At 67.0% G+C, this 21291-nt stretch carries 21 protein-coding genes; 16 read left to right on the top strand and 5 right to left on the bottom strand.

The features are described from left to right. Position 1: 1 nt before the first annotated feature. Entirely contained in the window at positions 2 to 1249 is a 1248-nt protein-coding gene (locus BMX96_RS09560; RefSeq protein WP_091845292.1) for a multidrug effflux MFS transporter, read from the bottom strand. 155 nt (positions 1250 to 1404) lie between these two features. On the opposite strand from BMX96_RS09560, the gene BMX96_RS09555 reads away from it, so the two are divergent. The 7 genes from BMX96_RS09555 (at position 1405) to BMX96_RS09530 (ending at position 6961) form a co-directional block, all read left to right on the top strand. Next, positions 1405 to 2937 carry an acyl-CoA carboxylase subunit beta gene (locus BMX96_RS09555; RefSeq protein ID WP_091845291.1) on the top strand — a complete coding sequence of 511 codons (1533 nt, stop codon included), beginning with the start codon at positions 1405 to 1407 and terminating at the stop codon, positions 2935 to 2937. A gap of 78 nt (positions 2938 to 3015) precedes the next feature. Beyond that, positions 3016 to 3402, top strand: a complete 387-nt coding sequence (locus BMX96_RS09550; RefSeq protein WP_073128122.1) for a DUF6497 family protein — start codon at positions 3016 to 3018, stop codon at positions 3400 to 3402. 136 nt (positions 3403 to 3538) lie between these two features. Further along, positions 3539 to 3673 (top strand): hypothetical protein, encoded by a 135-nt coding sequence (locus BMX96_RS20070; protein ID WP_269085819.1) that lies wholly within the window; start codon positions 3539 to 3541, stop codon positions 3671 to 3673. A 92-nt stretch (positions 3674 to 3765) separates the two neighbouring features. Then, positions 3766 to 4125: a hypothetical protein gene (locus BMX96_RS09545; RefSeq protein ID WP_091845597.1), complete on the top strand. Its 360-nt coding sequence runs from the start codon at positions 3766 to 3768 to the stop codon at positions 4123 to 4125. A 286-nt stretch (positions 4126 to 4411) separates the two neighbouring features. Then, positions 4412 to 4600 (top strand): hypothetical protein, encoded by a 189-nt coding sequence (locus tag BMX96_RS09540; RefSeq protein WP_091845290.1) that lies wholly within the window; start codon positions 4412 to 4414, stop codon positions 4598 to 4600. A gap of 170 nt (positions 4601 to 4770) precedes the next feature. Then, complete coding sequence (locus BMX96_RS19625) at positions 4771 to 4938, top strand: hypothetical protein (RefSeq protein ID WP_175481701.1); 168 nt, start codon at positions 4771 to 4773, stop codon at positions 4936 to 4938. A 22-nt stretch (positions 4939 to 4960) separates the two neighbouring features. Then, positions 4961 to 6961: an acetyl-CoA carboxylase biotin carboxylase subunit gene (locus tag BMX96_RS09530; protein ID WP_091845288.1), complete on the top strand. Its 2001-nt coding sequence runs from the start codon at positions 4961 to 4963 to the stop codon at positions 6959 to 6961. A gap of 86 nt (positions 6962 to 7047) precedes the next feature. Here the strand turns inward: BMX96_RS09530 and BMX96_RS09525 are convergent, their stop codons facing one another. After that, positions 7048 to 7452 carry a DUF4174 domain-containing protein gene (locus BMX96_RS09525; protein ID WP_308417668.1) on the bottom strand — a complete coding sequence of 135 codons (405 nt, stop codon included), beginning with the start codon at positions 7450 to 7452 and terminating at the stop codon, positions 7048 to 7050. Between the two features lie 215 nt (positions 7453 to 7667). Here BMX96_RS09525 and scpA point away from each other — a divergent pair, with 215 nt between their 5' ends. From scpA to BMX96_RS09505, 4 genes are all read left to right on the top strand, one after another. Continuing rightward, entirely contained in the window at positions 7668 to 9785 is a 2118-nt protein-coding gene (gene scpA, locus BMX96_RS09520) for a methylmalonyl-CoA mutase (protein ID WP_091845287.1), read from the top strand. 148 nt (positions 9786 to 9933) lie between these two features. Beyond that, entirely contained in the window at positions 9934 to 10563 is a 630-nt protein-coding gene (locus tag BMX96_RS09515; RefSeq protein ID WP_091845286.1) for a VOC family protein, read from the top strand. Positions 10564 to 10573: 10 nt separating this feature from the next. After that, positions 10574 to 11254 carry a molecular chaperone DjiA gene (locus tag BMX96_RS09510; RefSeq protein ID WP_091845285.1) on the top strand — a complete coding sequence of 227 codons (681 nt, stop codon included), beginning with the start codon at positions 10574 to 10576 and terminating at the stop codon, positions 11252 to 11254. An 83-nt stretch (positions 11255 to 11337) separates the two neighbouring features. Continuing rightward, positions 11338 to 11676 (top strand): DUF2059 domain-containing protein, encoded by a 339-nt coding sequence (locus tag BMX96_RS09505; protein ID WP_091845595.1) that lies wholly within the window; start codon positions 11338 to 11340, stop codon positions 11674 to 11676. A gap of 13 nt (positions 11677 to 11689) precedes the next feature. Here the strand turns inward: BMX96_RS09505 and BMX96_RS09500 are convergent, their stop codons facing one another. Beyond that, positions 11690 to 12895 carry a PQQ-dependent sugar dehydrogenase gene (locus BMX96_RS09500; protein ID WP_091845284.1) on the bottom strand — a complete coding sequence of 402 codons (1206 nt, stop codon included), beginning with the start codon at positions 12893 to 12895 and terminating at the stop codon, positions 11690 to 11692. 124 nt (positions 12896 to 13019) lie between these two features. On the opposite strand from BMX96_RS09500, the gene BMX96_RS09495 reads away from it, so the two are divergent. Then, entirely contained in the window at positions 13020 to 13664 is a 645-nt protein-coding gene (locus BMX96_RS09495; RefSeq protein ID WP_091845283.1) for a Rho termination factor N-terminal domain-containing protein, read from the top strand. Next, entirely contained in the window at positions 13654 to 13908 is a 255-nt protein-coding gene (locus tag BMX96_RS09490; RefSeq protein WP_091845282.1) for a hypothetical protein, read from the top strand. Before BMX96_RS09495 ends, BMX96_RS09490 begins: the two co-directional genes overlap by 11 nt. Before the next feature lie 29 nt (positions 13909 to 13937). On the opposite strand, the gene dld is transcribed toward BMX96_RS09490, so the two are convergent. Next, on the bottom strand, positions 13938 to 15626 hold the full coding sequence (gene dld / locus BMX96_RS09485) for a D-lactate dehydrogenase (RefSeq protein WP_091845281.1): 1689 nt from the start codon (positions 15624 to 15626) through the stop codon (positions 13938 to 13940). Between the two features lie 104 nt (positions 15627 to 15730). Next, positions 15731 to 17068 (bottom strand): proline--tRNA ligase, encoded by a 1338-nt coding sequence (gene proS / locus BMX96_RS09480; RefSeq protein ID WP_091845280.1) that lies wholly within the window; start codon positions 17066 to 17068, stop codon positions 15731 to 15733. Positions 17069 to 17253: 185 nt separating this feature from the next. On the opposite strand from proS, the gene BMX96_RS09475 reads away from it, so the two are divergent. Genes BMX96_RS09475 through BMX96_RS09465 form a run of 3 tightly spaced genes read left to right on the top strand, consistent with a single transcriptional unit; the run spans position 17254 to position 21264 of the window. Continuing rightward, a complete protein-coding gene (locus tag BMX96_RS09475) occupies positions 17254 to 18375 on the top strand; it encodes an AI-2E family transporter (protein ID WP_073128110.1) in 1122 nt (373 codons plus the stop codon). Continuing rightward, complete coding sequence (locus BMX96_RS09470) at positions 18368 to 19090, top strand: P-loop NTPase family protein (RefSeq protein WP_091845279.1); 723 nt, start codon at positions 18368 to 18370, stop codon at positions 19088 to 19090. The genes BMX96_RS09475 and BMX96_RS09470 overlap by 8 nt, the downstream gene beginning before the upstream one ends. Further along, positions 19087 to 21264 carry an RNA degradosome polyphosphate kinase gene (locus BMX96_RS09465; RefSeq protein WP_091845278.1) on the top strand — a complete coding sequence of 726 codons (2178 nt, stop codon included), beginning with the start codon at positions 19087 to 19089 and terminating at the stop codon, positions 21262 to 21264. Before BMX96_RS09470 ends, BMX96_RS09465 begins: the two co-directional genes overlap by 4 nt. Positions 21265 to 21291: the final 27 nt, after the last annotated feature.

Below are 21291 nucleotides of genomic sequence, written 5' to 3'. Positions count from 1 at the left end.
GTCATTCGGCCGGTTCGGCCTCCGCCTCGGGGGGGTCGGCGCGGCGCAGGCGTTCGCGGTGGATGACGTAGAAGATCGCGGCGACGGATCCTGCCGAGGTCAGCGTCATCAGCCACAGCAGCGGCGCCGCGCCATCGCCCGCCTGAAGCACGATCCCCGCCAGCGTCGACAGAGCCGCGCCGCCGCCGATCATGATCGCGCCGCCCAGCCCCGACGCGGTGCCCGCCAGCCGCGGCCGCACCGACAGCATCCCGGCCATCGAGTTCGGGATCACCAGCCCGTTGCCCAGGCCCACGAAGACCATGAACGAGAAAAAGGTGACGTGGTTTCGGATACCGATCAGGTCCACGATCAGCCCCGTTCCAAGGCCCGCCAGCGTGATGATCGTGCCGAAGGTAATCATGGGAATGACGCCGAACCGGGCCGAGTACTGCCCCGAAATCCCGTTGCCGACCATGTAGCCGACCGCCGGCGCGCCGAAGAAGATCCCCAGCGCGAAGGGGTCGAGACCGTAGACCTCGGACCCGACATAGGGTGCGCCGCCGAGATAGGCGAAGAACGCGCCCGAGGCGAAGGCGGCGGTCAGGGCGTAGCCCCAGAAGCGCGGGCTCAGCAGCAACTCGGGGTAATGGCCGACCTGCTGGAACAGCGACTCGGTCGACGGCGCGGCGGTTTCGCCCATGTCGGCCCAGGCCAGCGCCAGAGCGAGCACGCCGAGGATCATCAGCGCCCAGAAATTCGCCTGCCATCCGAAAAGGCCGTCGAGCGCGCCACCGAAGGCGGGTGCGATCATCGGCGCCACGGCCATGCCCATGGTGACCCAGCCGATCATCGACGCGGCCCGCGCCTCGGAGAACATGTCGCGGATGGCCGCGCGGGGCAGGATCATGCCCGCCACGATGGCCGCCTGTACCAGCCGGAAGGCCAGGAAGACCTCGATGGTGGTCGACAGGGCGCAGCCGATCGAGGCCGCGATGAAAATCACCAGCGCCCCCATCATCACCGACCGGCGCCCGAACTTGTCCGACAGCGGGCCGATCACCAGCTGCAGGACAGCCGAGACGCCCAGGTATCCGGCCACCGCGATCTGGATCACGCTGTACTCGGTCGCGAAGAACTCCGTCATCGTCGGCAGCGACGGCAGGAACAGGTTCATCGACAGCGCGCCCAGCGACGTCAGCAGGATCATCGTGACGACGTGTGGCGGGGTGGTGCGGTCGAGGAAACGGACGGGAGACACTATACTCATGCGAGGGATTTAGACCTTGGCGGCGATGGCGTCGATGCTATGCTTATCTGACTAATCCCGCCGCTGCCCTTCGGATCCGCGTTTTTCCTTCCAACCCATGCCCCGCACACCTACTGTGCGGCAAAACACCAAGACGATGGGCGAGGGACCGGCCGATGAAAGACATCCTTGAACAGCTTGAAGCGCGCCGCGCCGAGGCCCGCGCGGGCGGCGGCGAACGCCGCGTCGAGGCACAGCACGCCAAGGGCAAGCTGACGGCGCGCGAACGGATCGAGCTTCTGCTCGACGACGAAAGCTTCGAGGAATTCGACACCTTCGTTACCCACCGCTGCACCGATTTCGGGATGGCCGACAACAAGATCCCCGGCGACGGCGTCATCACCGGCTGGGGCACGATCAACGGCCGGCAGGTCTATGTTTACAGCCAGGACTTCACGGTGCTGGGCGGGTCGCTCTCGGAGACCCACGCACAGAAGATCTGCAAGGTCATGGACATGGCCATGCAGAACGGCGCGCCGATCATCGGGCTGAACGACTCGGGCGGAGCGCGGATCCAGGAAGGCGTGGCTTCGCTCGCCGGCTATGCCGAGGTGTTCCAGCGCAACGTGCTGGCCTCGGGCGTGATCCCGCAGATCAGCGTCATCATGGGCCCCTGTGCGGGCGGCGCCGTGTATTCGCCCGCAATGACCGACTTCATCTTCATGGTGAAGGACAGCAGCTACATGTTCGTGACCGGCCCCGACGTGGTGAAGACCGTCACGAACGAGGTCGTGACCGCCGAGGAGCTGGGCGGCGCGACGACCCACACACGCAAGTCGTCGGTGGCCGACGGCGCGTTCGAGACCGACATCGACGCCCTGATCGAGGTCCGGCGCCTGGTCGATTTCCTGCCGCAGTCGAACCGCTCGGGCCCGCCGGTGCGGCCGTTCTTCGACGACCCCCTGCGGATCGAGAACAGCCTGAACACGCTGGTGCCCGACAACCCCAACATGCCCTACGACATGAAGGAGCTGATCGCCAAGATCGCGGACGAGGGCGATTTCTTCGAGATCCAGGAGGATTTCGCCAAGAACATCCTCACCGGGTTCATCCGGCTCGAAGGCTCGACCGTGGGCGTCGTGGCGAACCAGCCCATGGTGCTGGCCGGGTGCCTCGACATCGATTCCAGCCGCAAGGCCGCGCGCTTCGTTCGGTTCTGCGACGCGTTCGAGATCCCGATCCTCACGCTGGTCGACGTGCCGGGCTTCCTGCCGGGCACCAGCCAGGAATACGGCGGCGTCATCAAGCACGGCGCCAAGCTGCTGTTCGCCTATGGCGAGGCGACGGTTCCCAAGGTCACGGTCATCACCCGCAAGGCCTATGGCGGGGCTTACGACGTCATGAGCTCGAAACACCTGCGGGGCGACCTGAACTACGCCTGGCCCTCGGCCGAGATCGCGGTCATGGGCGCGAAGGGCGCGGTCGAGATCCTGTACCGCTCGGAGCTAGGCGATCCCGACAAGATCGCGGCGCGCACGGCCGAGTACGAGAAGAACTTCGCAAACCCGTTCAAGGCGGCCGAGCGTGGCTTCATCGACGAGGTGATCCAGCCCCACTCGACCCGGCGCCGCGTCTGCCGCGCCTTTGCTTCGCTGCGCGGAAAAAAGCTGCAGAACCCGTGGAAGAAGCACGACAACATCCCGCTGTAACGCAGCCGTGAGGGCGGGGGGCTTGATCGAGCGCTTCCCGCCCTCCTAGCGTTGGATGAATTTCAAATGACGTTTGCCATGCGCCTGCTGATTCCCGCCGCCTGTTTCGCGCTCCTGCTTCCGCCCGCCGCCCGGGCCGAACAGGTGCAGGTACCCTCGGGCCAGCCCGTCGAGTTCCACGAGGTGATCCGCGACGCCCCGGGGCTGGGCCTGGCCTATCGCTTCCGCTTCGTGGCGCCGGACCTGGCGCGCGGCGTGACCTTCGAGGTCGCCGAGGCCGACATGATGCACCTGTGCACCTCGTACGCGCTGCCGCGACTGCCCAACTTGGGCCCTGCGCCGAATCACGTGGTGATCAGCCTGTCCGAGCGGCAGATCGATTTCGGCGAGACCGTGCCGGACATCGTTCAGTTCTTTGAGGTCTACCGCCCCGAGGGAACGGCCTGCGTCTGGGATGGCTTTTAGGCCGCAGCCGCGCGACGATCCGCCGTCGGTTTGCAATTGCGCGGGACCAAGGTAAGTTGCGTGCTATAACGCGTTTGGGGCCTGCGTGGCGTGGATTGCGCAAAAAAGGTCCCACGGAACAACCAAGGAGACAGTGATGTCCAAAGCAGTGAAAATCACCCTGGGTCTGTCGGTCGCGGCGTTCCTGGGTGCGTGCAGCCAGCCCGAGCCCGAGCCCGTTTTCGTCGAGCCCGCGCCCGTCGTGGCTGAGCCGACCTACTCCAAGTACTGATACGACGTTCAATCGATCGGCGAACGGGCGGGCGATGACCCCGCCCGTTTCGCGTTTCCGAAGGACCGAAAGACGCCATGGCGCTGCCTCCCATGACCAAGCATCGCGGCTTTCCCAGCCGCCTCCCGGGCACCGATTTCCAGTTCACGCTGCGCCGTGCTAATCCCAAAGGCGCGACCCGGCTGATCCGGCGTGAGCGCTATGCAGACCGTCGGCCCGCCGACCGGCGCGCCGATACGTGGTTTCTGTGGGCGCTGTGGGATTATTTCGGCGACGCGCCGTTCGAGCGGGGCAATCTCGACGGGGGGCGGCTGAGCTGGCTTTTCGAGCGCGAGGTCGTGGTTGCCGAAGATCCGTTCGATCCCGAAAGCTACGAGGCGCTGCTCCGCTTGGACCCGGCACGAATGGATGCCAGCTTTCCCGGACTGCGCGAGAACGGTCCCAGGGATTGACGTAACGGTAGGCGGGAATTTGCTTGGCGCTGTTCGCGCTTCGGCAGATTCAGGCGCATATCCCGCGTATTCGCGATCAGGCATAGGCGGCGCGCGAATCTGTGGTCAGAAATGTGGATGTCAGGACGCTGCAGCACACCGTCCTGGCAGTTGTCAAAACCGTTACCCTTCCTTTTGGCCCGACCCGTCCCCGGTCGGGCCATTTTTTCTGTCGGTATTGCGGGGAACGCTGGCGCTACAGTCGCGTTAAGCCGGCAACGTGAGTTTTTTCATAAGGATACGAGCCATGACCCTGACCCTCCGCATCGCCGCCATCGCCGGTTTCGCCGCCCTTGCCGCCTGCGGCAACACCGATCTGGAACGCGCGGGCACGGGTGCCGTGGGCGGGGCCGTCGCGGGCGAGGTCGTATCCGGAGATCCTGTGACCGGGGCCGCCCTGGGCGCTGCTGCGGGCGCGATTTCGGACGACATCTGAGCCTGACGGCCCAGCATCATGCACACGGGCGGCGTCGGTCCTTGGGGACCGGCGCCGCCTTTTTTTGTCACGCCCGGTCCACTTCGTCGGCGCGTCGGCACAAGTCCCATTGTTCTTTGGCTGCCTGCCGTGGCATTTGGAACGGAACAATGGCGAACGGAGAGGACGTGATGCGGCATTTTATGGGGGCAGGGGCCCTGGCGCTTCTGCTTGCGGGATGCGGGACGCCCTCGGACGTAAACGGCGGCGCCTTGGGCTCAGCCGGTGGCGGCAACGGCCCGCAGTACGAACCGGGCGACCCGTGCAAGGGTGTCGTGCCGCAGATGTGTGCCTACTGATCGTGCCCGGGGACCAGTGACGATGTTCAAGAAGATCCTGATCGCCAACCGTGGCGAAATCGCCTGCCGCGTCATCAAGACCGCCCGCAAGATGGGGATCGCCACCGTGGCGATCTATTCGGACGCGGACCGCGACGCGCTGCACGTCCAGATGGCCGACGAGGCGATCCGTATCGGACCCGCGCCCGCCAACCAGTCCTACATCGTGATCGACAAGGTCATGGACGCCATCCGCCACTCCGGCGCCGAGGCAGTGCACCCGGGCTACGGCTTCCTGTCCGAGAACCCCAAGTTCGCGGCCGCGCTGGACGAGGCTGGCGTCGCCTTCATCGGCCCGCCCAAGGGTGCGATCGAGGCCATGGGCGACAAGATCACGTCGAAAAAGCTGGCCGACGAGGCCGGGGTCAGCACCGTGCCCGGCCACATGGGCCTGATCGAGGATGCCGACGAGGCGGTGAAGATCGCCCAGGACATCGGTTACCCGGTGATGATCAAGGCCAGCGCCGGCGGCGGCGGCAAGGGGATGCGCATCGCCTGGAACGACGCCGAGGCGCGCGAGGGCTTCCAGAGCTCCAAGAACGAGGCGGCCAGCAGCTTCGGCGACGACCGCATCTTCATCGAGAAATTCGTCACCCAGCCCCGCCACATCGAGATCCAGGTGCTGGCCGACGGGCACGGCAACACGATCTACCTGAACGAGCGTGAGTGCTCGATCCAGCGGCGCAACCAGAAAGTCATCGAGGAGGCGCCGTCGCCGTTTCTCGACGAAAAGACCCGCAAGGCCATGGGCAAGCAGGCCTGCGACCTGGCCGAGGCGGTGGGATACACCAGCGCGGGCACCGTCGAATTTATCGTCGACGGCGACAAGAATTTCTACTTCCTCGAAATGAACACCCGCCTGCAGGTGGAACACCCGGTGACCGAGCTGATCACCGGCATCGACCTGGTGGAGCAGATGATCCGCGTCGCCGCGGGCGAGAAGCTGTCGATTTCGCAGAAGGATGTGGGCATCAACGGCTGGGCCATCGAAAGCCGCCTGTACGCCGAGGACCCGTATCGCGGGTTCCTGCCGTCGATCGGGCGGCTCAGCCGCTATCGCCCGCCCGCCGAGCTGCAGGATGACCGGCACATCGTGCGCAACGATACCGGCGTCTACGAAGGCGGCGAGATCAGCATGTACTACGACCCGATGATCGCGAAGCTCTGCACCTGGGCGCCCGACCGGGCCCAGGCGATCGAGGCCATGCGCGTGGCGCTGGACAGCTTCGAGCTGGAAGGCATCGGTCATAACCTGCCCTTCCTGTCGGCGGTCATGGATCACCCGAAATTCGTCTCGGGCGACATGACCACCGCATTCATCGCGGAGGAATACCCCGACGGGTTCGACGGCGTGCAGCTGAGCGATCACGCGCTGCGCCGCGTGGCCTCGGCCGCCGCCGCGATGAACCGCGTGGCCGAGATCCGGCGCAGCCGCCTGTCGGGCCGCATGGACAACCACGAACGCAAGGTCGGCCGCGACTGGGTCGTTCTGGCCCAGAATGTCGAGATGCCGGTCACCATCGACGCCGACCGCGATGGCGCCACCGTGCGCCATGAGGACGGGACCGAGATGCGCGTCACCTCGGACTGGGTACCGGGGCAGCCGCTGGCGCGGCTCACGGTGGACGGTGCGCCGCTGGTTCTGAAGATCGGGCGCGAAACCGGCGGCTACCGCATCCGCACCCGCGGTGCCGACCTGTCGGTGCGGGTCTATTCGCCCCGCCAGGCCGAGCTTGCCCGCCACATGCCCGAGAAGGCCGAGGCCGACACGTCCAAGATGCTGCTCTGCCCGATGCCGGGGCTTCTGGTGAAGCTCGACGTCGAGGAAGGCGAGGCGGTCGAGCAGGGGCAGGCGCTCTGCACCATCGAGGCCATGAAGATGGAGAACATCCTGCGGGCCGAGCGCAAGGGGATCGTCAGCAAGATCAACGCGGGGCCCGGCGACAGCCTGGCCGTGGACGAGATCATTCTCGAGTTCGAATAATCGCCTTCGTGACGCCCTGTCCAGCGGCGGGGCGTTACGCCACGGATGCCCGAATGACTGGGGCGGGCAGTAGCAGCCCCTCCGGCCTACTGGTTGGCGTTCTGCCGTTCGCGGATTTCCTGGCGGCGCATGGGCATCTTGTCGATGGACCGGCTCAGTTCGCGCACGTCCCACGGGAAGGGCTTGCGCAGCTTCACCATCCCGTCCTTGCCGATCAGGGCCAGCATGAAGCCGCGGGGGCGCAGCTTCAGACGAAGGTCCGACCGCGCGTCCGGGTCGGTGTCGGTGATGACCACCACGTCGCGCTCGGCCAGCTGGTCGGCACGGCCTGCCAGAAGGTCGATCTGTTCCTGGAAGGCCGGATCGAATTCACTGTCGGCGAACACGACCACGGGGCGCGCGATCCAGCGGAAATCCTCCAGCGACACCTCGGCCGCGTCGAAGGTCACCTTCGGGTCCTCGCGCCAGCGGTCCACGGGTTCTTCCAGCACGGGCACCTCGACTGTTTGGGCGGCCGCTGTCTCCGCTTCCTGCGCTAACAGGGGGACAGCGGGCAAAAGGGCCATTACAGACAACACGACGGCGCGGAGGGGGCTTGATCTCATGATCTTGAATATAGGCAGCAATCGCGCGAATACGAAGACCTGCGGCACCATCGCACAGCCTTTTGAGAGCGACGCCGCGAAGACAGGAAGGATCACCCGCCATGGATGACTGGAAGAGCCGCGCCGCCAAGGAACTCCGTGGCAAGTCGGTGGAGGAACTGACCTGGCACACCGCCGAGGGCATCGACATCGCGCCGGTCCACGGGCCGGGCGAAAGCTTCGATCACATGGGCTCCATGCCGGGCGAGGCGCCGTTCACGCGCGGACCCAAGGCCACCATGTATGCCGGGCGCCCCTGGACCATCCGGCAATACGCGGGTTTCTCCACCGCCGAGGAAAGCAACGCCTTCTATCGACGCGCGCTCGACGCGGGCCAGCAGGGCGTCAGCGTGGCTTTCGACCTGGCGACCCATCGCGGCTATGACAGCGACCACCCCCGCGTCGAGGGCGACGTGGGCAAGGCGGGCGTGGCCATCGACAGCGTCGAAGACATGAAGATCCTCTTCGACGGTATTCCGCTACAGGACATTTCGGTGTCCATGACCATGAACGGCGCGGTGATCCCGGTGCTGGCCAGCTTCATCGTCGCGGGCGAAGAGCAGGGCGTGGACCGCGCGCAGCTTTCGGGGACCATCCAGAACGACATTCTGAAGGAGTTCATGGTCCGTAACACCTATATCTACCCGCCGGCGCCGAGCATGAGGATCGTCGCGGATATCATTGATTACACAAGCAAAGAGATGCCGCGCTTCAACTCGATTAGCATCTCGGGCTACCACATGCAGGAGGCCGGCGCGAACCTGGTGCAGGAACTGGCCTTCACCCTCGCCGACGGAAAGGAATACGTGCGCGTCGCCAAGGAGCGCGGCATGAACGTCGACAAGTTCGCCGGGCGGCTGAGCTTCTTCTTCGCCATCGGCATGAATTTCTTCATGGAAGCCGCCAAGCTGCGCGCCGCGCGCTTCCTGTGGCACGAGATCATGACCGAGATGGGCGCGCAGGACGACCGGTCGAAGATGCTGCGCACCCATTGCCAGACCAGCGGCGTGTCGCTGGCCGAGCAGGACCCCTATAACAACATCGTGCGCACCGCCTACGAGGCGATGAGCGCGGTGCTGGGCGGCACCCAGTCGCTTCACACGAACTCTTTCGACGAAGCCATTGCCTTGCCTACGGATTTCTCGTCCCGCATCGCGCGCAACACGCAGCTGATCCTGCAGAACGAAACGGGCGTGACCAACGTCGTCGACCCGCTGGCGGGCAGCTACTACGTCGAGAAACTGACCGCCGACCTGATCGACGAGGCGCGCAAGCTGATCGCCGAGGTGGACGAGCTGGGCGGCATGACCCGCGCGGTGGAATCCGGCATGCCCAAGCTGCGGATCGAGGAAGCCGCCGCACGCAAGCAGGCCCGCATCGACCGCAGCGAAGAGGTCATCGTCGGGGTCAACAAGTTCCGGCTCGAGAAGGAAGACGACCTGGACATCCGCGTGGTCGACAACGCGGGCGTGCGCACCAGCCAGATGAAGCGGCTGGACAAGATCCGCGGCGAGCGGGACCAGGCCGCCTGCGACGCCGCGCTGGCCGCGCTGGAAGAAGGCGCGAAGGGCGACGGGAACCTGTTGGAGCTGGCCGTCGAGGCGGCCCGCGCCCGTGCCACGGTGGGCGAGATCAGCGACGCGATGGAGCGCGTCTTCGGCCGGCACCGCGCCGAGGTGAAGACGCTGGCCGGTGTCTACGGCGCCGCCTACGAGGGCGACGCGGGCTTCGCGCAGATCCAGAAGGACGTGGAGCGCTTCGCCGAGGAGGAAGGCCGCCGGCCGCGCATGCTTGTCGTCAAGATGGGGCAGGACGGTCACGACCGAGGCGCCAAGGTCATCGCCACCGCCTTCGCCGATATCGGCTTCGACGTCGATGTGGGCCCGCTGTTCCAGACCCCAGAAGAGGCCGCGCAGGACGCGCTGGACAACGACGTGCATGTCATCGGCATCTCGTCCCAGGCGGCGGGGCACCTGACCTTGGCGCCCAAGCTCATCGCCGCGTTGCGGGCGCAGGGCGCCGAGGACATTCTCGTCGTGTGCGGCGGGGTGATTCCCGCGCAGGACTACAAGACGCTGAAAGAGGCCGGCGTGGCCGCGATCTTCGGACCGGGGACCAACATCCCCAAGGCCGCCGCCGAGATCCTGGACCTGGTCCGCGCCGCGCGCGTGCCCGCTTAGACAGCCGGTCGCGAAGGTGTGCTGATCCATCCGGTTGCACGCGCCCCCGGCTTCGGTCAGGTTGCGCACAACTGGCCGGGCCCCTTGCCCTGCATCCCGAAATTTATGGCCCGTTTCGGCCAAGGGACGGGCGGGAAAGGCATCTTTCATGCAACTGGATCACGTGGTCGTTCTGGCCGAAACGCTCGACGAGGGCAGCCGCGCCGTCGAGGAGATGCTGGGCGTCCCGCTGGAGGCGGGCGGCAGCCACGCGCTCATGGGCACCCATAACCGGCTGCTGTCGCTAGGCGAGGACTGCTACCTCGAGGTGATCGCCGTCGACCCCGACGCGCCCAAGCCCGGCCGGACCCGCTGGTTCGGCCTGGATGGCTTCAGCGGCCCGCCGCGCCTGGGCAACTGGGTCGTGCGCGCCAAGGACCTGCGCGGCCAGATGGCCGAGGCGCCCATGGGCATGGGCGAGCTGACCCAGTTCGAACGGGGCGGGCTGGAATGGTCCATGGCCGTACCCGCCGATGGCATGCTGCCCTTCGACAACGTCCTGCCCGCTCTGATGCAGTGGAAGGGCGCGCGCGCGCAATCCCGCCTGACCGAACGGGGCTGCAAGATGAAGCGCGTGGTCCTGCGCCATCCCGACGCCGAGCGGCTGCGCGCCGAGTGGCCCGCGCTGGCCCAGATGCCGAAGGTCGCCATCGAGGTGAGCGCGCATCCCTCGCTCGAGGCGGAAATCGTCACGCCGCGGGGGCTGGTCGCGCTGTCCAGCCTGACAGAAACCGCCTAGACTGCCGGACATGTCGATCTGGCAACGCATCTCGGACGCCGTTGCCGCGCTGGCCGCAGGCGAAAGCCTGGCCCGCGTGTTCGATCGACTGCGCGGACCGCGCGAACGCGGCGTGGCCTTCACCATCGCCGTCATCGGGCTGGGGGCCAAGATGGCCAAGGCCGACGGCACCGTGACCCGCAACGAGGTCGCCGCCTTCCGCGAGGTCTTTCATATCGCGCCCGAGGACGAGGCTTCGGCGGCCCGTGTGTTCAACCTGGCCCGTCAGGACGTGGCGGGGTTCGAGGATTACGCCAGGTCCATACGGTCCATGTTCGCGGCGGGCGACCGTGTGCTGTGCGACCTGATGGAGGGGCTGTTCCACATTGCCATGGCCGACGGCACGTTCCACCCGGACGAGGACCGGTTCCTGGGCCGCGTGCGCGATATCTTCGAGCTCGACGATCGGCAGTACCGCGCCCTGCGCGCGCGCTTTGTCCAGGATGCCGAGCCGGATCCCTACGAGGTGCTGGGGCTCGATCCCGGGGCCAGCGCGGCCGAGGCGAAGAAGCGCTGGCGCCAGCTCGTGCGCGACAGCCATCCCGACCGCATGGTGGCCCGCGGTGTCCCGCCCGAGGCGGTGCGCCTGGCCGAACGGCGGCTGGTGGCGATCAACCGCGCCTACGAGGAAATCACGGGCGACGCGGCCTGACGGGGTTGGGCCGGATCGCGGGCGTCGCGGGGGCCGCATCGAAACGCTTGGGCTGGGGCCACGACCGGCGTAGGCTCGGCGCCATGAAACACATTGCTTTGATCCTTGCCGTCCTGGCCGCCATCGGTGGTCCCGCCTTTGCACAGGAAACGCCCGATACCGGGGACGACAGCGATATCTCGGAAGGGGTCGACCTGCTGTCCGAGGGTGCGCGCCGCCTGCTGCGGGGCCTCATGGGCGAGGTCGAGCCGGCCATGCGCGACCTGGCCGAAACCCTGCGCGAGTGGGATTTCGAGGGGTTGGGAATCGAAGACCTCGGCCGGTATCACCCGCCCGAGGTCCTGCCGAATGGCGATATCATCATCCGCCGCAAGTCCGACCCTGTCCCACCGGACCCTCCCGAGGGCGAGATCGAGCTGTAGCGGCGGGGCGGGCTCAGCCGCCGGGGGTGACGCGCACCAGCTCGCCGTTGCTCTTGTCGGTCAGCAGCAGGATCGCCCCGTCCTGGTCGATCTCGACATCGCGGACCCGGCCGATCTCGGGCAGGAACCGCTCTTCCCCGGCGACGCGGTCGCCTTCCAGGCTCAGCCGCACCAGCCCGCCCGGATAAAGCGAACTGGCCAGCACGTCGCCCTCCCACTCGGCGAACATCTCGCCGTCGTAGAAGGCGAAGCCGCCCGGCGCGATGACGGGATCCCAGTAATATTGCGGCTCGACGAACCCTTCGGCGCGGGGATCGCCGCTGCCGATGGGCGATCCGGAATACTGCTGGCCGTAGCTGACCACCGGCCAGCCGTAGTTTTCGCCAGCGGTGATCTTGTTCAGCTCGTCACCGCCCGCGGGCCCGTGTTCCAGAGTCCAGAGCTCGCCGGTTTCGGGCCGGATGTCGGCGCCCTGCACGTTGCGATGACCCAGCGTCCAGACCAGCGCGGCCGTCTCGCCCTCGTCGGCGAAGGGGTTGTCGTCGGGCGTTTCGCCGTCCAGCGTCACGCGGATGACCTTGCCGTAGGTCTTGTCCAGGTCCTGCGCGTTGCCGCGTTCGCTCATGGACGAATGCTCGCCCGTGGTGATGTAGGCATAATCGCCGTCCAGGACGACGCGGCTGCCATAGTGCTTGGCCGTGGGCGACGGCGGCGTCTGCACGAAGATGTCGGTCACGTCTTCCAGCGCGCTCATGTCCTCGGTCAGGGTGCCCCGCGCGGCGGCGGTCACCGACATCCCGTCGCCCATGGGCTTGGAATAGGTCAGGTAGATCGTCCGGCTGTCCTCGAAATCCTGCGCCAGCGCCACGTCCAGAAGGCCGCCCTGGTCGCGGTTGAACACCTCGGGCACGCCCGAGATCGGGTCATTTAGCTCGCCCTCGCGGGTGATGTGGCGCAGCTGGCCCGCGCGCTCGGTCACCAGGTAGCTGCCGTCGGGCAGGACCTCGACTCCCCAGGGATGCGTCAGGCCATCGGCGACGACCTGCGTGGACAGCGTCACGCCGCTGTCCATCGCGGGCGCGCGGGTCTGGTTGGGCCAGGCGGGCTCGAACTCGGGGACGTTCTTCGCCCCCTGTTCGACGGGTTCGCCGTGCTGCTCGGCCATGGCGGGCACGGCCAGCGCGGTGCCCAGAAGAAGCGTTGAAATCAGTCGTGTCATGGAAAACCTCCGTTTCCCGGACAACGTCGCGCCACCTTGAGCGTTCCGGCCCGGGCGTTCTGCCGCAGGGGGAACCCACGCAGTGTTGATCGGCGTTGTGGCCGCATCGAAGAAGGAGACATCCATGTCCAGCGCCGAGAAGACCGACCCCGACCTGTGGGAGAAGGTGAAAGACGAGATCACGCAGTCCGACAAGGGGGGCGAGCCCGGCCAGTGGTCCGCCCGCAAGGCGCAGATGGCCGTGCAGGAATACCAGCGGCGCGGCGGCGGCTATGCCGATGATGGCCCCGACCAGGACGACACCGACCTGCACGAATGGACCGAGGAGGACTGGGGCACCAAGTCGGGCGACGCGGCGCTGGAATCGGGTGAGCGGTATTTGCCGCGCAAGGTCCGCATGCTGCTGACCGAGGATGAATACGCCCGCTCGACCCAGAAGAAGAAGGACGGCTCGGGGCAGTTCGTGGAGCAGCCCGACGACGTGAAGGATAAGGTCGCGCGCATCAAGAAGGACGGGCCCACCAAGGACATGCTGATGGAGCGGGCGCAGGACCTGAACATCGACGGCCGGTCGGACATGGCCAAGGACGAGCTGCTGGATGCCATCGACGAGGCCACCGACGGGAACGGGCGCGGCAAGGGCTCGAAGGCGTCGCTGGAGGCGAAGACGAAAGACGAGCTTTACGACATGGCGCAGGACCACGATGTCGATGGCCGGTCGGACATGGACAAGGACGATCTGGTCGAGGCGCTGAAGGATGCCGGTTGAGCTGTCGGAGCTGTCGAAGGACGCGCTGCGCGACCTGGGATCGGTGCGCGAACTGGGCGGGCATACCGACATGACGCGGGACGCGTTGCTGGACGCGCTGGACGGCCCGGTCGAGGACGACATCGCCGAATGGCTGGGCCGGACCCGCGCCGAGGTCTACGAGGCCGCGAAGGAGGCGGGGATCGAGGCGCCCATGGACAAGGACAAGCGGACATTGATCCTCGAGCTTGCGGGGCGGCGCTAGACCTGCCGATCAGCCGCGGCGCAGCCCCGTCACGCCGCCCAGTGCTTCTTGCGCGAGGTCTTCCCGATACCGGGGTTGAACGAATTCGTCGGATCGCAGCACTTGTAGTGATCGACCAGCGCCGGTTTCGCCGCATAGAGGTGGCCCACGTTGTGCTCGGCCGGGTACTCCGCCCCGCGCCGGTCCAGGATCTCCAGCATCCGCGCCTTCACGGCCTCGGGGTCCGCACCGGCCTTGAGGACGTAATCCTGGTGCAGCACGTGGCACAGGAAATGGCCGTAATAGATCTTGGCGGCGATCTGGTCGTCCAGGTCCGGCGGCAGCACTTCGAACCAGTCGTCGTCGTTGCGGCGCAGCGCGATGTCCAGCGGCAGCAGCCCGCCGCTGTCCGTGCCCAGCATCACGTCATAGCGCGCGGCGGCCCCGGCGGCGGCGAAGCGGTTGAGCGTGGCCTTGGCCGCCTCGTGCGGGTCGCACAGGAACCAGCCGTCCGCGCCCACCGTGCGGGTCAGGATCTCCTCGGTCGCCTCGGCGCTCGGTCCGGCGACCTTCAGGATCAGGTGATGCTCGAACCGGTCGCGGAACCGCAGAAGCCGCTTCGGCAGCGCCTCGGGGAACAGGCGGCTCAGGCCCTGCATGACCCGGTCCAGCAGGTTGCCCGGCAGCAGTCCGATCTTGTGAAACCGCGCGTCCAGCGACTCCTTGATGCCGAAAAGCGTGGGCATTCGCGACGTGCCCAGCCAGTGGATCATCAGCAGCGTATCCTTGCCGTATTTGCGCGAGATCTCGAAGCAGTCGCGATGGACGTATTCGCCGCTGATCGGCAGGTCTTCCAGCTCGCTCAGCAGGGCACGGCGCAGGGCGGTCAGTTGCGCCGTGTCGTTGGTGCCCACGTAATAGGTCTTGGCCCCTTCGGCCGTCGGGAAGGTGTCCAGCCTCACGGCGAAGACCGCGAGCTTCCCGGCCGATCCCGAAGCCTCGTGCAGCCCGCGCGGATCGGCGTTGAACCGTCCGGGCGTGGCGGCGTCGACCTCGCGCACGCGGGCGGCATAGTCGTCATCCGACGCGCGGCCCGCGTCGTCGTGGATCTGCTCGGGGCAGAAATCGCCGTGTTCCAGCGTCTCCAGCATCTCCTCGGGGTCGTTGCCCAGGTCGATCCCGAGATTGTTGACCAGCTCCAGCCTGCCATCGGCGTTCAGCCGGGCGTGGACCGAAAGCTCGGTATAGGCGGGGCCGCGCCGGACCAGCGCGCCGCCCGAGTTGTTGCAGATGCCGCCGATGATCGACGCGCCCACGCAGGACGAGCCGATGACGCTGTGCGGCTCACGCCCCAGCGGGTCGAGAAGTTTCTCGAGCTTGTAGAGCGTGCTGCCCGGAAGACCGACGATCTGGCGCCCGTCCCGGATCAGGTGGATCCCGTCCAGCCGCAGGGTCGAAACGATCACCACGTCGCGGTCATAGCCGCCCTTGGGGGTCGAGCCTTCGGTGAGCCCCGTGTTCGCGGCCTGCATGATGACGATGGTGTCGGCCTCGACGCAGGCGCGCAGAACGCGCCACTGCTCGACCAGCGATCCCGGGCGCACCACCGCGATGGCGTCGCCTTCGCCCGACCGCCAGCCCTTGCGATAGCGCTCGGTCTGCGCCGGGTCGGTCAGGCAGTGCTTGCGGCCGACGATCTGGCGCAGGCGGTCGATCAGGGCGGGGGATGCATCGGACATGCAACCTGTAAAGGCATCCGGGGACCCTGCGTCAACCGGCAGGACCGGATTGCGACGATTGGGCCCGGTCGGTTCGTCCGGCGCTGCGCCGGGCAAAACCGGGCTCAGGCGGCGGCGTAGATCTGTCCGATCCGGTCGATGGCCGCGTCGATGGACATCTCTTCGCTTTCGCCGGTGCGGCGGCTGGTCAGCTCGACCACGCCGTTCTGCAACCCGCGGGGCCCGACGGTGATGCGCCAAGGCAGACCGATCAGGTCCATGGTGGCGAACTTGCCGCCGGCGCGCGTGTCTCGGTCGTCGTAGAGCGGGTCGAGCCCCTTTTCGATCAGCGCCGCCTCGATCCGTTCGCAGGCCGCGTCGCAATCGCCGTCGCCCTGGCGCAGGTTGACGATGCCGCAATGGAACGGCGTCACCTGCTCGGGCCAGATGATGCCCTTGTCGTCGTGGTTGGCCTCGATGATCGCGCCCACCAGGCGGCTGACGCCGATCCCGTGCGAGCCCATGTGCACCGGTACGACCTCGCCATCCTTGTTGGTGACGCGGGCGCCCATGGCCTCGGAATACTTGGTGCCGAAGTAGAAGATCTGGCCCACCTCGATGCCGCGCGACTGGCGGCGCCGGTCCTCGGGCACCTGGTCGAACAGGGCCGGGTCGTGGGTCTCGTCGGTGCGGGCGTAGGGGGCCGTCCACTCGTCGCAGATGGCCTGGCACTGCTCGACGCTGTCGAAGTCGATGGCCCGGTCGCCCAGTTCCAGATCCAGGATGGCGCTGTCGTAGAAGACTTCGCTCTCACCCGTGTCGGCCAGCAGCAGGAACTCGTGCGTGTTGTCGCCGCCGATGGGACCGGAATCGGCCCGCATCGGGATCGCCTTCAGGCCCATCCGTTCGTAGCTGCGCAGGTAGGTGACCATATGGCGGTTGTAGGCATGCAGCGCCGCGTCGCGGTCCACGTCGAAGTTGTAGCCGTCCTTCATGTAGAACTCGCGGCCCCGCATGACGCCGAAGCGCGGGCGCACCTCGTCGCGGAATTTCCACTGGATGTGATACAGCGTCAGCGGCAGGTCGCGGTAGCTGCTCACGTGGCTGCGGAAGATGTCGGTGATCATCTCCTCGTTGGTGGGGCCGAACAGCATGTCGCGGTCGTGGCGATCGGTGATGCGCAGCATTTCCGGGCCGTAGGCGTCATAGCGGCCGGACTCGCGCCACAGGTCCGCGGACTGGATCGTGGGCATCAGCATCGGGATATGGCCCGCGCGCTGCTGTTCCTGGTGGACGATGTCCTCGATCCGCTTCAGCACGCGCCAGCCCAGGGGCAGCCACGAGTAGATCCCGGCGGCGGCCTGCTTGATCATGCCCGCCCGCAACATGTAGCGGTGCGACGCGATCTGCGCCTCGGCGGGCGTTTCCTTCAGGACCGGCAGGAAATAACGGCTGAGACGCATAAGGGCGGGCCTTTCCAACGTTGAATGCGGCCCAGCGGTAGATCAAAGCGCGCGGCTTGCCAAGCGGATGCGGCCGCGAGCGGCCGACGATATGATCCGTGGTGATCTTGCGCGGCCGGGGCGGCGGGCCTTGCGCCGTTGGGCGGGACGTAAGACAAGGAAGGCGTCCAAGACAGAGAAGATCCATGGCCCTGCCGGTTCGCGAACAGTTGAAATATTGGGGCGCGGCGCTGGTCGTGCTGCTTGTCCTGCTGTGGTGGCTGGGCGACGTGATCCTGCCGTTCCTGCTGGGGGCGGCGGTGGCCTACCTGCTGGATCCCGTGGCCGACCGATTCGAGACGCTGGGCCTCAGCCGCGTGGTGTCGGTGGCGCTGATGACGGTGCTGGGCCTGATCCTGTTCATCACCCTCAGCCTGCTGGTCATCCCGACGCTGGTCACGCAGGCGGCGTCGCTGGTCGAGCGGATCGCCTCGATCATCGAAAGCGCGCCCGAGAACGTGGCGCGGCTTCAGGTCTGGCTGAGCGGCACCTTCCCCGGCCTTGTCGAGCGGTTCCCCGACATCGGCGATATCGAGCAGACGCTCAGCCGGTCGCTGACCTCGGTGACGGGCGCCATCCGCGAACGCGCGGGCACCCTGATCGAGGGGGCGCTGGCCTCCTTCTCCGGCATCGTCAACGCGCTGGTCCTGCTGGTCATCGTGCCGGTGGTGGCGTTCTACCTGCTGTTGGACTGGGACAAGATGGTCGCCCGCATCGACGAGCTGCTGCCCCGTGAACACGCGCCCACGATCCGCGAGCTGGCGCGCGAGATCGATCGCACGCTGGCGTCCTTCGTCCGGGGGCAGGGCACGGTCTGCCTGATCCTCGGCATCTACTATGCCGCCGCCTTGGCGCTGGTCGGCCTGCAATTCGGCTTCGTCGTAGGGGCCATCGCCGGGTTCCTGACCTTCATCCCCTATGTGGGCGCGCTGGTCGGCGGCGTTTTGGCCATCGGCTTGGCGCTGTTCCAGTTCTGGGGCGACTGGCTGTGGATTCTCGCGGTCTGGGCCATCTTCCAGTCGGGCCAGTTCATCGAGGGCAACATCCTGACGCCCAAGCTGGTGGGCTCCAGCGTGGGGCTGCACCCGGTCTGGCTGCTGTTCGCGCTGTCGGCTTTCGGCGCCGTCTTCGGGTTCGTCGGCCTGCTGATCGCGGTGCCGGTGGCCGCCGCGCTGGGCGTGCTGGCGCGGTTCGGGGTCCACCGCTACACTGACTCGCCGCTCTATCGCGGCACCGCCGAGGATGACGGGGAAGGCCACGATGGCTGAGCAGTTGTTCCTGGACCTGCCCGCGCGCCGTGCGCTGGGGCGCGAGGATTTCGTCCTGTCCGAGGCGAACGCCGCCGCCGTGGCGCAGGTCGACGCCTCGGACCGCTGGCCCTCGGGCAAGCTGGTGCTGTCGGGGCCCGAGGCGTCGGGCAAGACCCACCTGGCCCATGTCTGGGCGGCGCGGGTGGACGGGCTGGTGGTGGACGCCACCGCGCTGTCGCGGCTGAGCGTGCCGACCCTGGCCGAGGCGCGGCACGTGGTGGTCGAGGACGTGCCGCTGATCGGCGGGTCCCGCAAGGAAGAGGCCGCACTGTTCCACCTGCACAATCTGCTGCTGTCGCAGAAGGGGCGGCTTCTGATGACCGGTCGCGCCGCGCCCAGCCGCTGGGCCATCGCGCTGCCCGACCTGCGCTCGCGCATCCTCGGCAGCAACCTCGCCACGCTGCTGCCGCCGGACGACGCGCTCCTGGCGGCGCTTTTGCGCAAGCAGTTCGCCGATCGCCACATCGCCGAGCGTGACGGCAAGCGGCAGGTGGAAAACGTGATCGAGTTCCTGGTCCCGCGCATGACCCGCACCGGCGCCGAGGCGCGGCGTCTGGTGGCGCGGATCGACGGCCTGTCGCTTTCGAAAAAGCGGCCCGTCACGCGCGAGCTGGCCCGCCGCGTCCTGGAAGACGACCCAGACATCCCCGGATCCGACGAGGACCTGACATGACCATCGCCGATTTCCTGAAATCCGACTTGCCGGAACCCGTCGATCCGCCCGAGGGCGAGGACCTGACCGGGCCGGCGCGGTTCTTCAACCGCGAGATGTCATGGGTCGCCTTCAATTGGCGCGTGCTGGAAGAGGCCGAGAATCCCCGCGTTCCCCTGCTCGAGCGGCTGCGGTTCCTGTCGATCAGCGCCACCAACCTGGATGAGTTCTACACCGTGCGCGTGGCGGGCCTGCGCGAGCTGGCCCATGCGGGCAACACCACGCCCGGATCCGACGGCCGCACCCCGGCCGAGCAGCTGAGGCTCATCAACATCGACGCGCGGTCGCTGCTGGCCCATCAGCAGGTGGTCTACAGCCAACTTTGCGCCGAGATGTCCGAACAGGGTATCCATATCCTCACGGCCAACGACCTGTCGAAGGCCGACCGTGAATTCCTGTCGGAGGTGTTCCTCGACAAGGTGTTCCCGGTCCTGTCGCCGCTGGCCATCGACCCGGCGCATCCGTTCCCCTTCATCCCGAACACCGGCTATTCGCTGGCGATCCAGCTCGAGCGCAAGTCGGACAAGCGGACGTTGCGCGCGCTGCTGCCGATCCCGCATCAGATCGACCGCTTCATGGCGCTGCCCGCGCCCGAGGGGCAGCGCCGATTCCTGCCGCTCGAGGACCTGCTGCTGCTGCATCTTGGCACGCTCTATCCCGGCTATAAGGTCAAGGGACACTGCACCTTCCGCGTGCTGCGCGACAGCGATCTCGAGGTTGAGGACGAGGCCGAGGACCTGGTGCGCGAATTCGAGGTCGCGTTGAAACGGCGCCGCAGGGGCGAGGTCGTGCGCTGCACCATCAGCGCGGGCGCGCCGCCCGGCCTGAAGAAGGTCATCATGTCCGAACTGCCCGTCACCGACGACGAGGTGGTCGAGGTCGACGGCATCATCGGCGTCGCCGCCCTGTCGGAACTGGTGCTGCCCGACAGGCCCGATCTCCTGTGGCCCAGCTTCACCCCGCGCGTGCCCGAGCGCGTGCAGGACCACGAGGGCAACATGTTCGCCGCCATCGCGCAGAAGGACATGCTGCTGCACCACCCCTACGAGACCTTCGACATGGTTGTGCGGTTCCTGGCGCAGGCCGCGAACGATCCCAAGGTGGTGGCGATCAAGCAGACGCTCTACCGGACGTCCTACGACAGCCCCATCGTCGACGCGTTGTGCGAGGCGGCCGAGCAGGGTAAATCGGTCACCGCGCTGGTCGAGCTGAAGGCGCGGTTCGACGAGGCCGCCAATATCCGCCAGTCGCGCAAGCTGGAACGCGCGGGCGTCCACGTGGTCTACGGGTTCCTCAACCTCAAGACCCACGCCAAGATCAGCACGGTCGTCCGGCGTGAAGGCGACCGGATGGTGACCTATTCCCATTTCGGGACCGGCAACTATCACCACATCACCGCGCGCATCTATACCGACCTGTCGCTGTTCACCTGCGATCCGGCGCTGGGGCGCGATGCCACGCGGCTTTTCAACTACCTGTCGGGATACGCCCAGCCCGAGGCGCTCGAAAACCTGGCGATCTCGCCCATCGACCTGAAATCGACGCTGATCGCCCGCATCGACGAGGAAATCGCCCACGCGCAAGCCGGCCGCCCGGCGATCATCTGGGGCAAGATGAACGCGCTGATCGAGACCGACGTGATCGACGCGCTCTACCGCGCCAGCCAGGCGGGGGTGCAGATCAGCCTCGTGGTGCGCGGCATCTGCGGATTGCGGCCGGGGATCAAAGGGCTCAGCGAGAATATCCGCGTGAAATCCATCGTCGGCCGGTTCCTCGAACATTCGCGCATCGTCTGTTTCGGCAACGGGGCCGAGATCCCGTCGAAGAAGGCGCGGGTCTACATCTCGTCGGCCGACTGGATGGGCCGCAACCTCAATCGCCGGGTCGAGACGCTGGTGGAATGCACCACCCCCACCGTGCGCAACCAGATCATGGCGCAGATCATGGCCGCGAACCTGGCAGACGAGGCGCAGAGCTGGGTCCTGCAGCCCGATGGCAGCTACAGCCGCCCCGCCGCCGAGGAGGGACAGCGCCTGTTCAACTGCCATCGCTTCTTCATGGAGAACCCGTCTCTGTCGGGTCGCGGCTCGGCCGGGGCAGGGGATGTGCCCGAACTGACCCACGCGGATGATTGACGCGACAGCTTGACGCGCCATCATCCA

Origin of the sequence: Palleronia pelagia (genome assembly GCF_900110115.1) — a bacterium.
Lineage (GTDB): Bacteria > Pseudomonadota > Alphaproteobacteria > Rhodobacterales > Rhodobacteraceae > Palleronia > Palleronia pelagia.
The sequence above is the reverse complement of the archived record's forward strand: the minus strand, read 5'-3'. Positions and strand labels throughout refer to the sequence as shown.

What these genes read in the sequence shown, in the direction of transcription:
- dld (WP_091845281.1), bottom strand. Translation starts at nt 15,626, where the DNA reads ATGTCCGATGCATCCCCCGCCCTGATCGACCGCCTGCGCCAGATCGTC.
- BMX96_RS19625 (WP_175481701.1), top strand. Translation starts at nt 4,771, where the DNA reads ATGCGGCATTTTATGGGGGCAGGGGCCCTGGCGCTTCTGCTTGCGGGA.
- scpA (WP_091845287.1), top strand. Translation starts at nt 7,668, where the DNA reads ATGGATGACTGGAAGAGCCGCGCCGCCAAGGAACTCCGTGGCAAGTCG.
- proS (WP_091845280.1), bottom strand. Translation starts at nt 17,068, where the DNA reads ATGCGTCTCAGCCGTTATTTCCTGCCGGTCCTGAAGGAAACGCCCGCC.
- BMX96_RS09555 (WP_091845291.1), top strand. Translation starts at nt 1,405, where the DNA reads ATGAAAGACATCCTTGAACAGCTTGAAGCGCGCCGCGCCGAGGCCCGC.
- BMX96_RS09505 (WP_091845595.1), top strand. Translation starts at nt 11,338, where the DNA reads ATGAAACACATTGCTTTGATCCTTGCCGTCCTGGCCGCCATCGGTGGT.
- BMX96_RS09475 (WP_073128110.1), top strand. Translation starts at nt 17,254, where the DNA reads ATGGCCCTGCCGGTTCGCGAACAGTTGAAATATTGGGGCGCGGCGCTG.
- BMX96_RS09500 (WP_091845284.1), bottom strand. Translation starts at nt 12,895, where the DNA reads ATGACACGACTGATTTCAACGCTTCTTCTGGGCACCGCGCTGGCCGTG.
- BMX96_RS09550 (WP_073128122.1), top strand. Translation starts at nt 3,016, where the DNA reads ATGCGCCTGCTGATTCCCGCCGCCTGTTTCGCGCTCCTGCTTCCGCCC.
- BMX96_RS09560 (WP_091845292.1), bottom strand. Translation starts at nt 1,249, where the DNA reads ATGAGTATAGTGTCTCCCGTCCGTTTCCTCGACCGCACCACCCCGCCA.
- BMX96_RS09470 (WP_091845279.1), top strand. Translation starts at nt 18,368, where the DNA reads ATGGCTGAGCAGTTGTTCCTGGACCTGCCCGCGCGCCGTGCGCTGGGG.
- BMX96_RS09490 (WP_091845282.1), top strand. Translation starts at nt 13,654, where the DNA reads ATGCCGGTTGAGCTGTCGGAGCTGTCGAAGGACGCGCTGCGCGACCTG.
- BMX96_RS09545 (WP_091845597.1), top strand. Translation starts at nt 3,766, where the DNA reads ATGACCAAGCATCGCGGCTTTCCCAGCCGCCTCCCGGGCACCGATTTC.
- BMX96_RS09465 (WP_091845278.1), top strand. Translation starts at nt 19,087, where the DNA reads ATGACCATCGCCGATTTCCTGAAATCCGACTTGCCGGAACCCGTCGAT.
- BMX96_RS09495 (WP_091845283.1), top strand. Translation starts at nt 13,020, where the DNA reads ATGTCCAGCGCCGAGAAGACCGACCCCGACCTGTGGGAGAAGGTGAAA.
- BMX96_RS09530 (WP_091845288.1), top strand. Translation starts at nt 4,961, where the DNA reads ATGTTCAAGAAGATCCTGATCGCCAACCGTGGCGAAATCGCCTGCCGC.
- BMX96_RS09510 (WP_091845285.1), top strand. Translation starts at nt 10,574, where the DNA reads ATGTCGATCTGGCAACGCATCTCGGACGCCGTTGCCGCGCTGGCCGCA.
- BMX96_RS09515 (WP_091845286.1), top strand. Translation starts at nt 9,934, where the DNA reads ATGCAACTGGATCACGTGGTCGTTCTGGCCGAAACGCTCGACGAGGGC.
- BMX96_RS09540 (WP_091845290.1), top strand. Translation starts at nt 4,412, where the DNA reads ATGACCCTGACCCTCCGCATCGCCGCCATCGCCGGTTTCGCCGCCCTT.
- BMX96_RS20070 (WP_269085819.1), top strand. Translation starts at nt 3,539, where the DNA reads ATGTCCAAAGCAGTGAAAATCACCCTGGGTCTGTCGGTCGCGGCGTTC.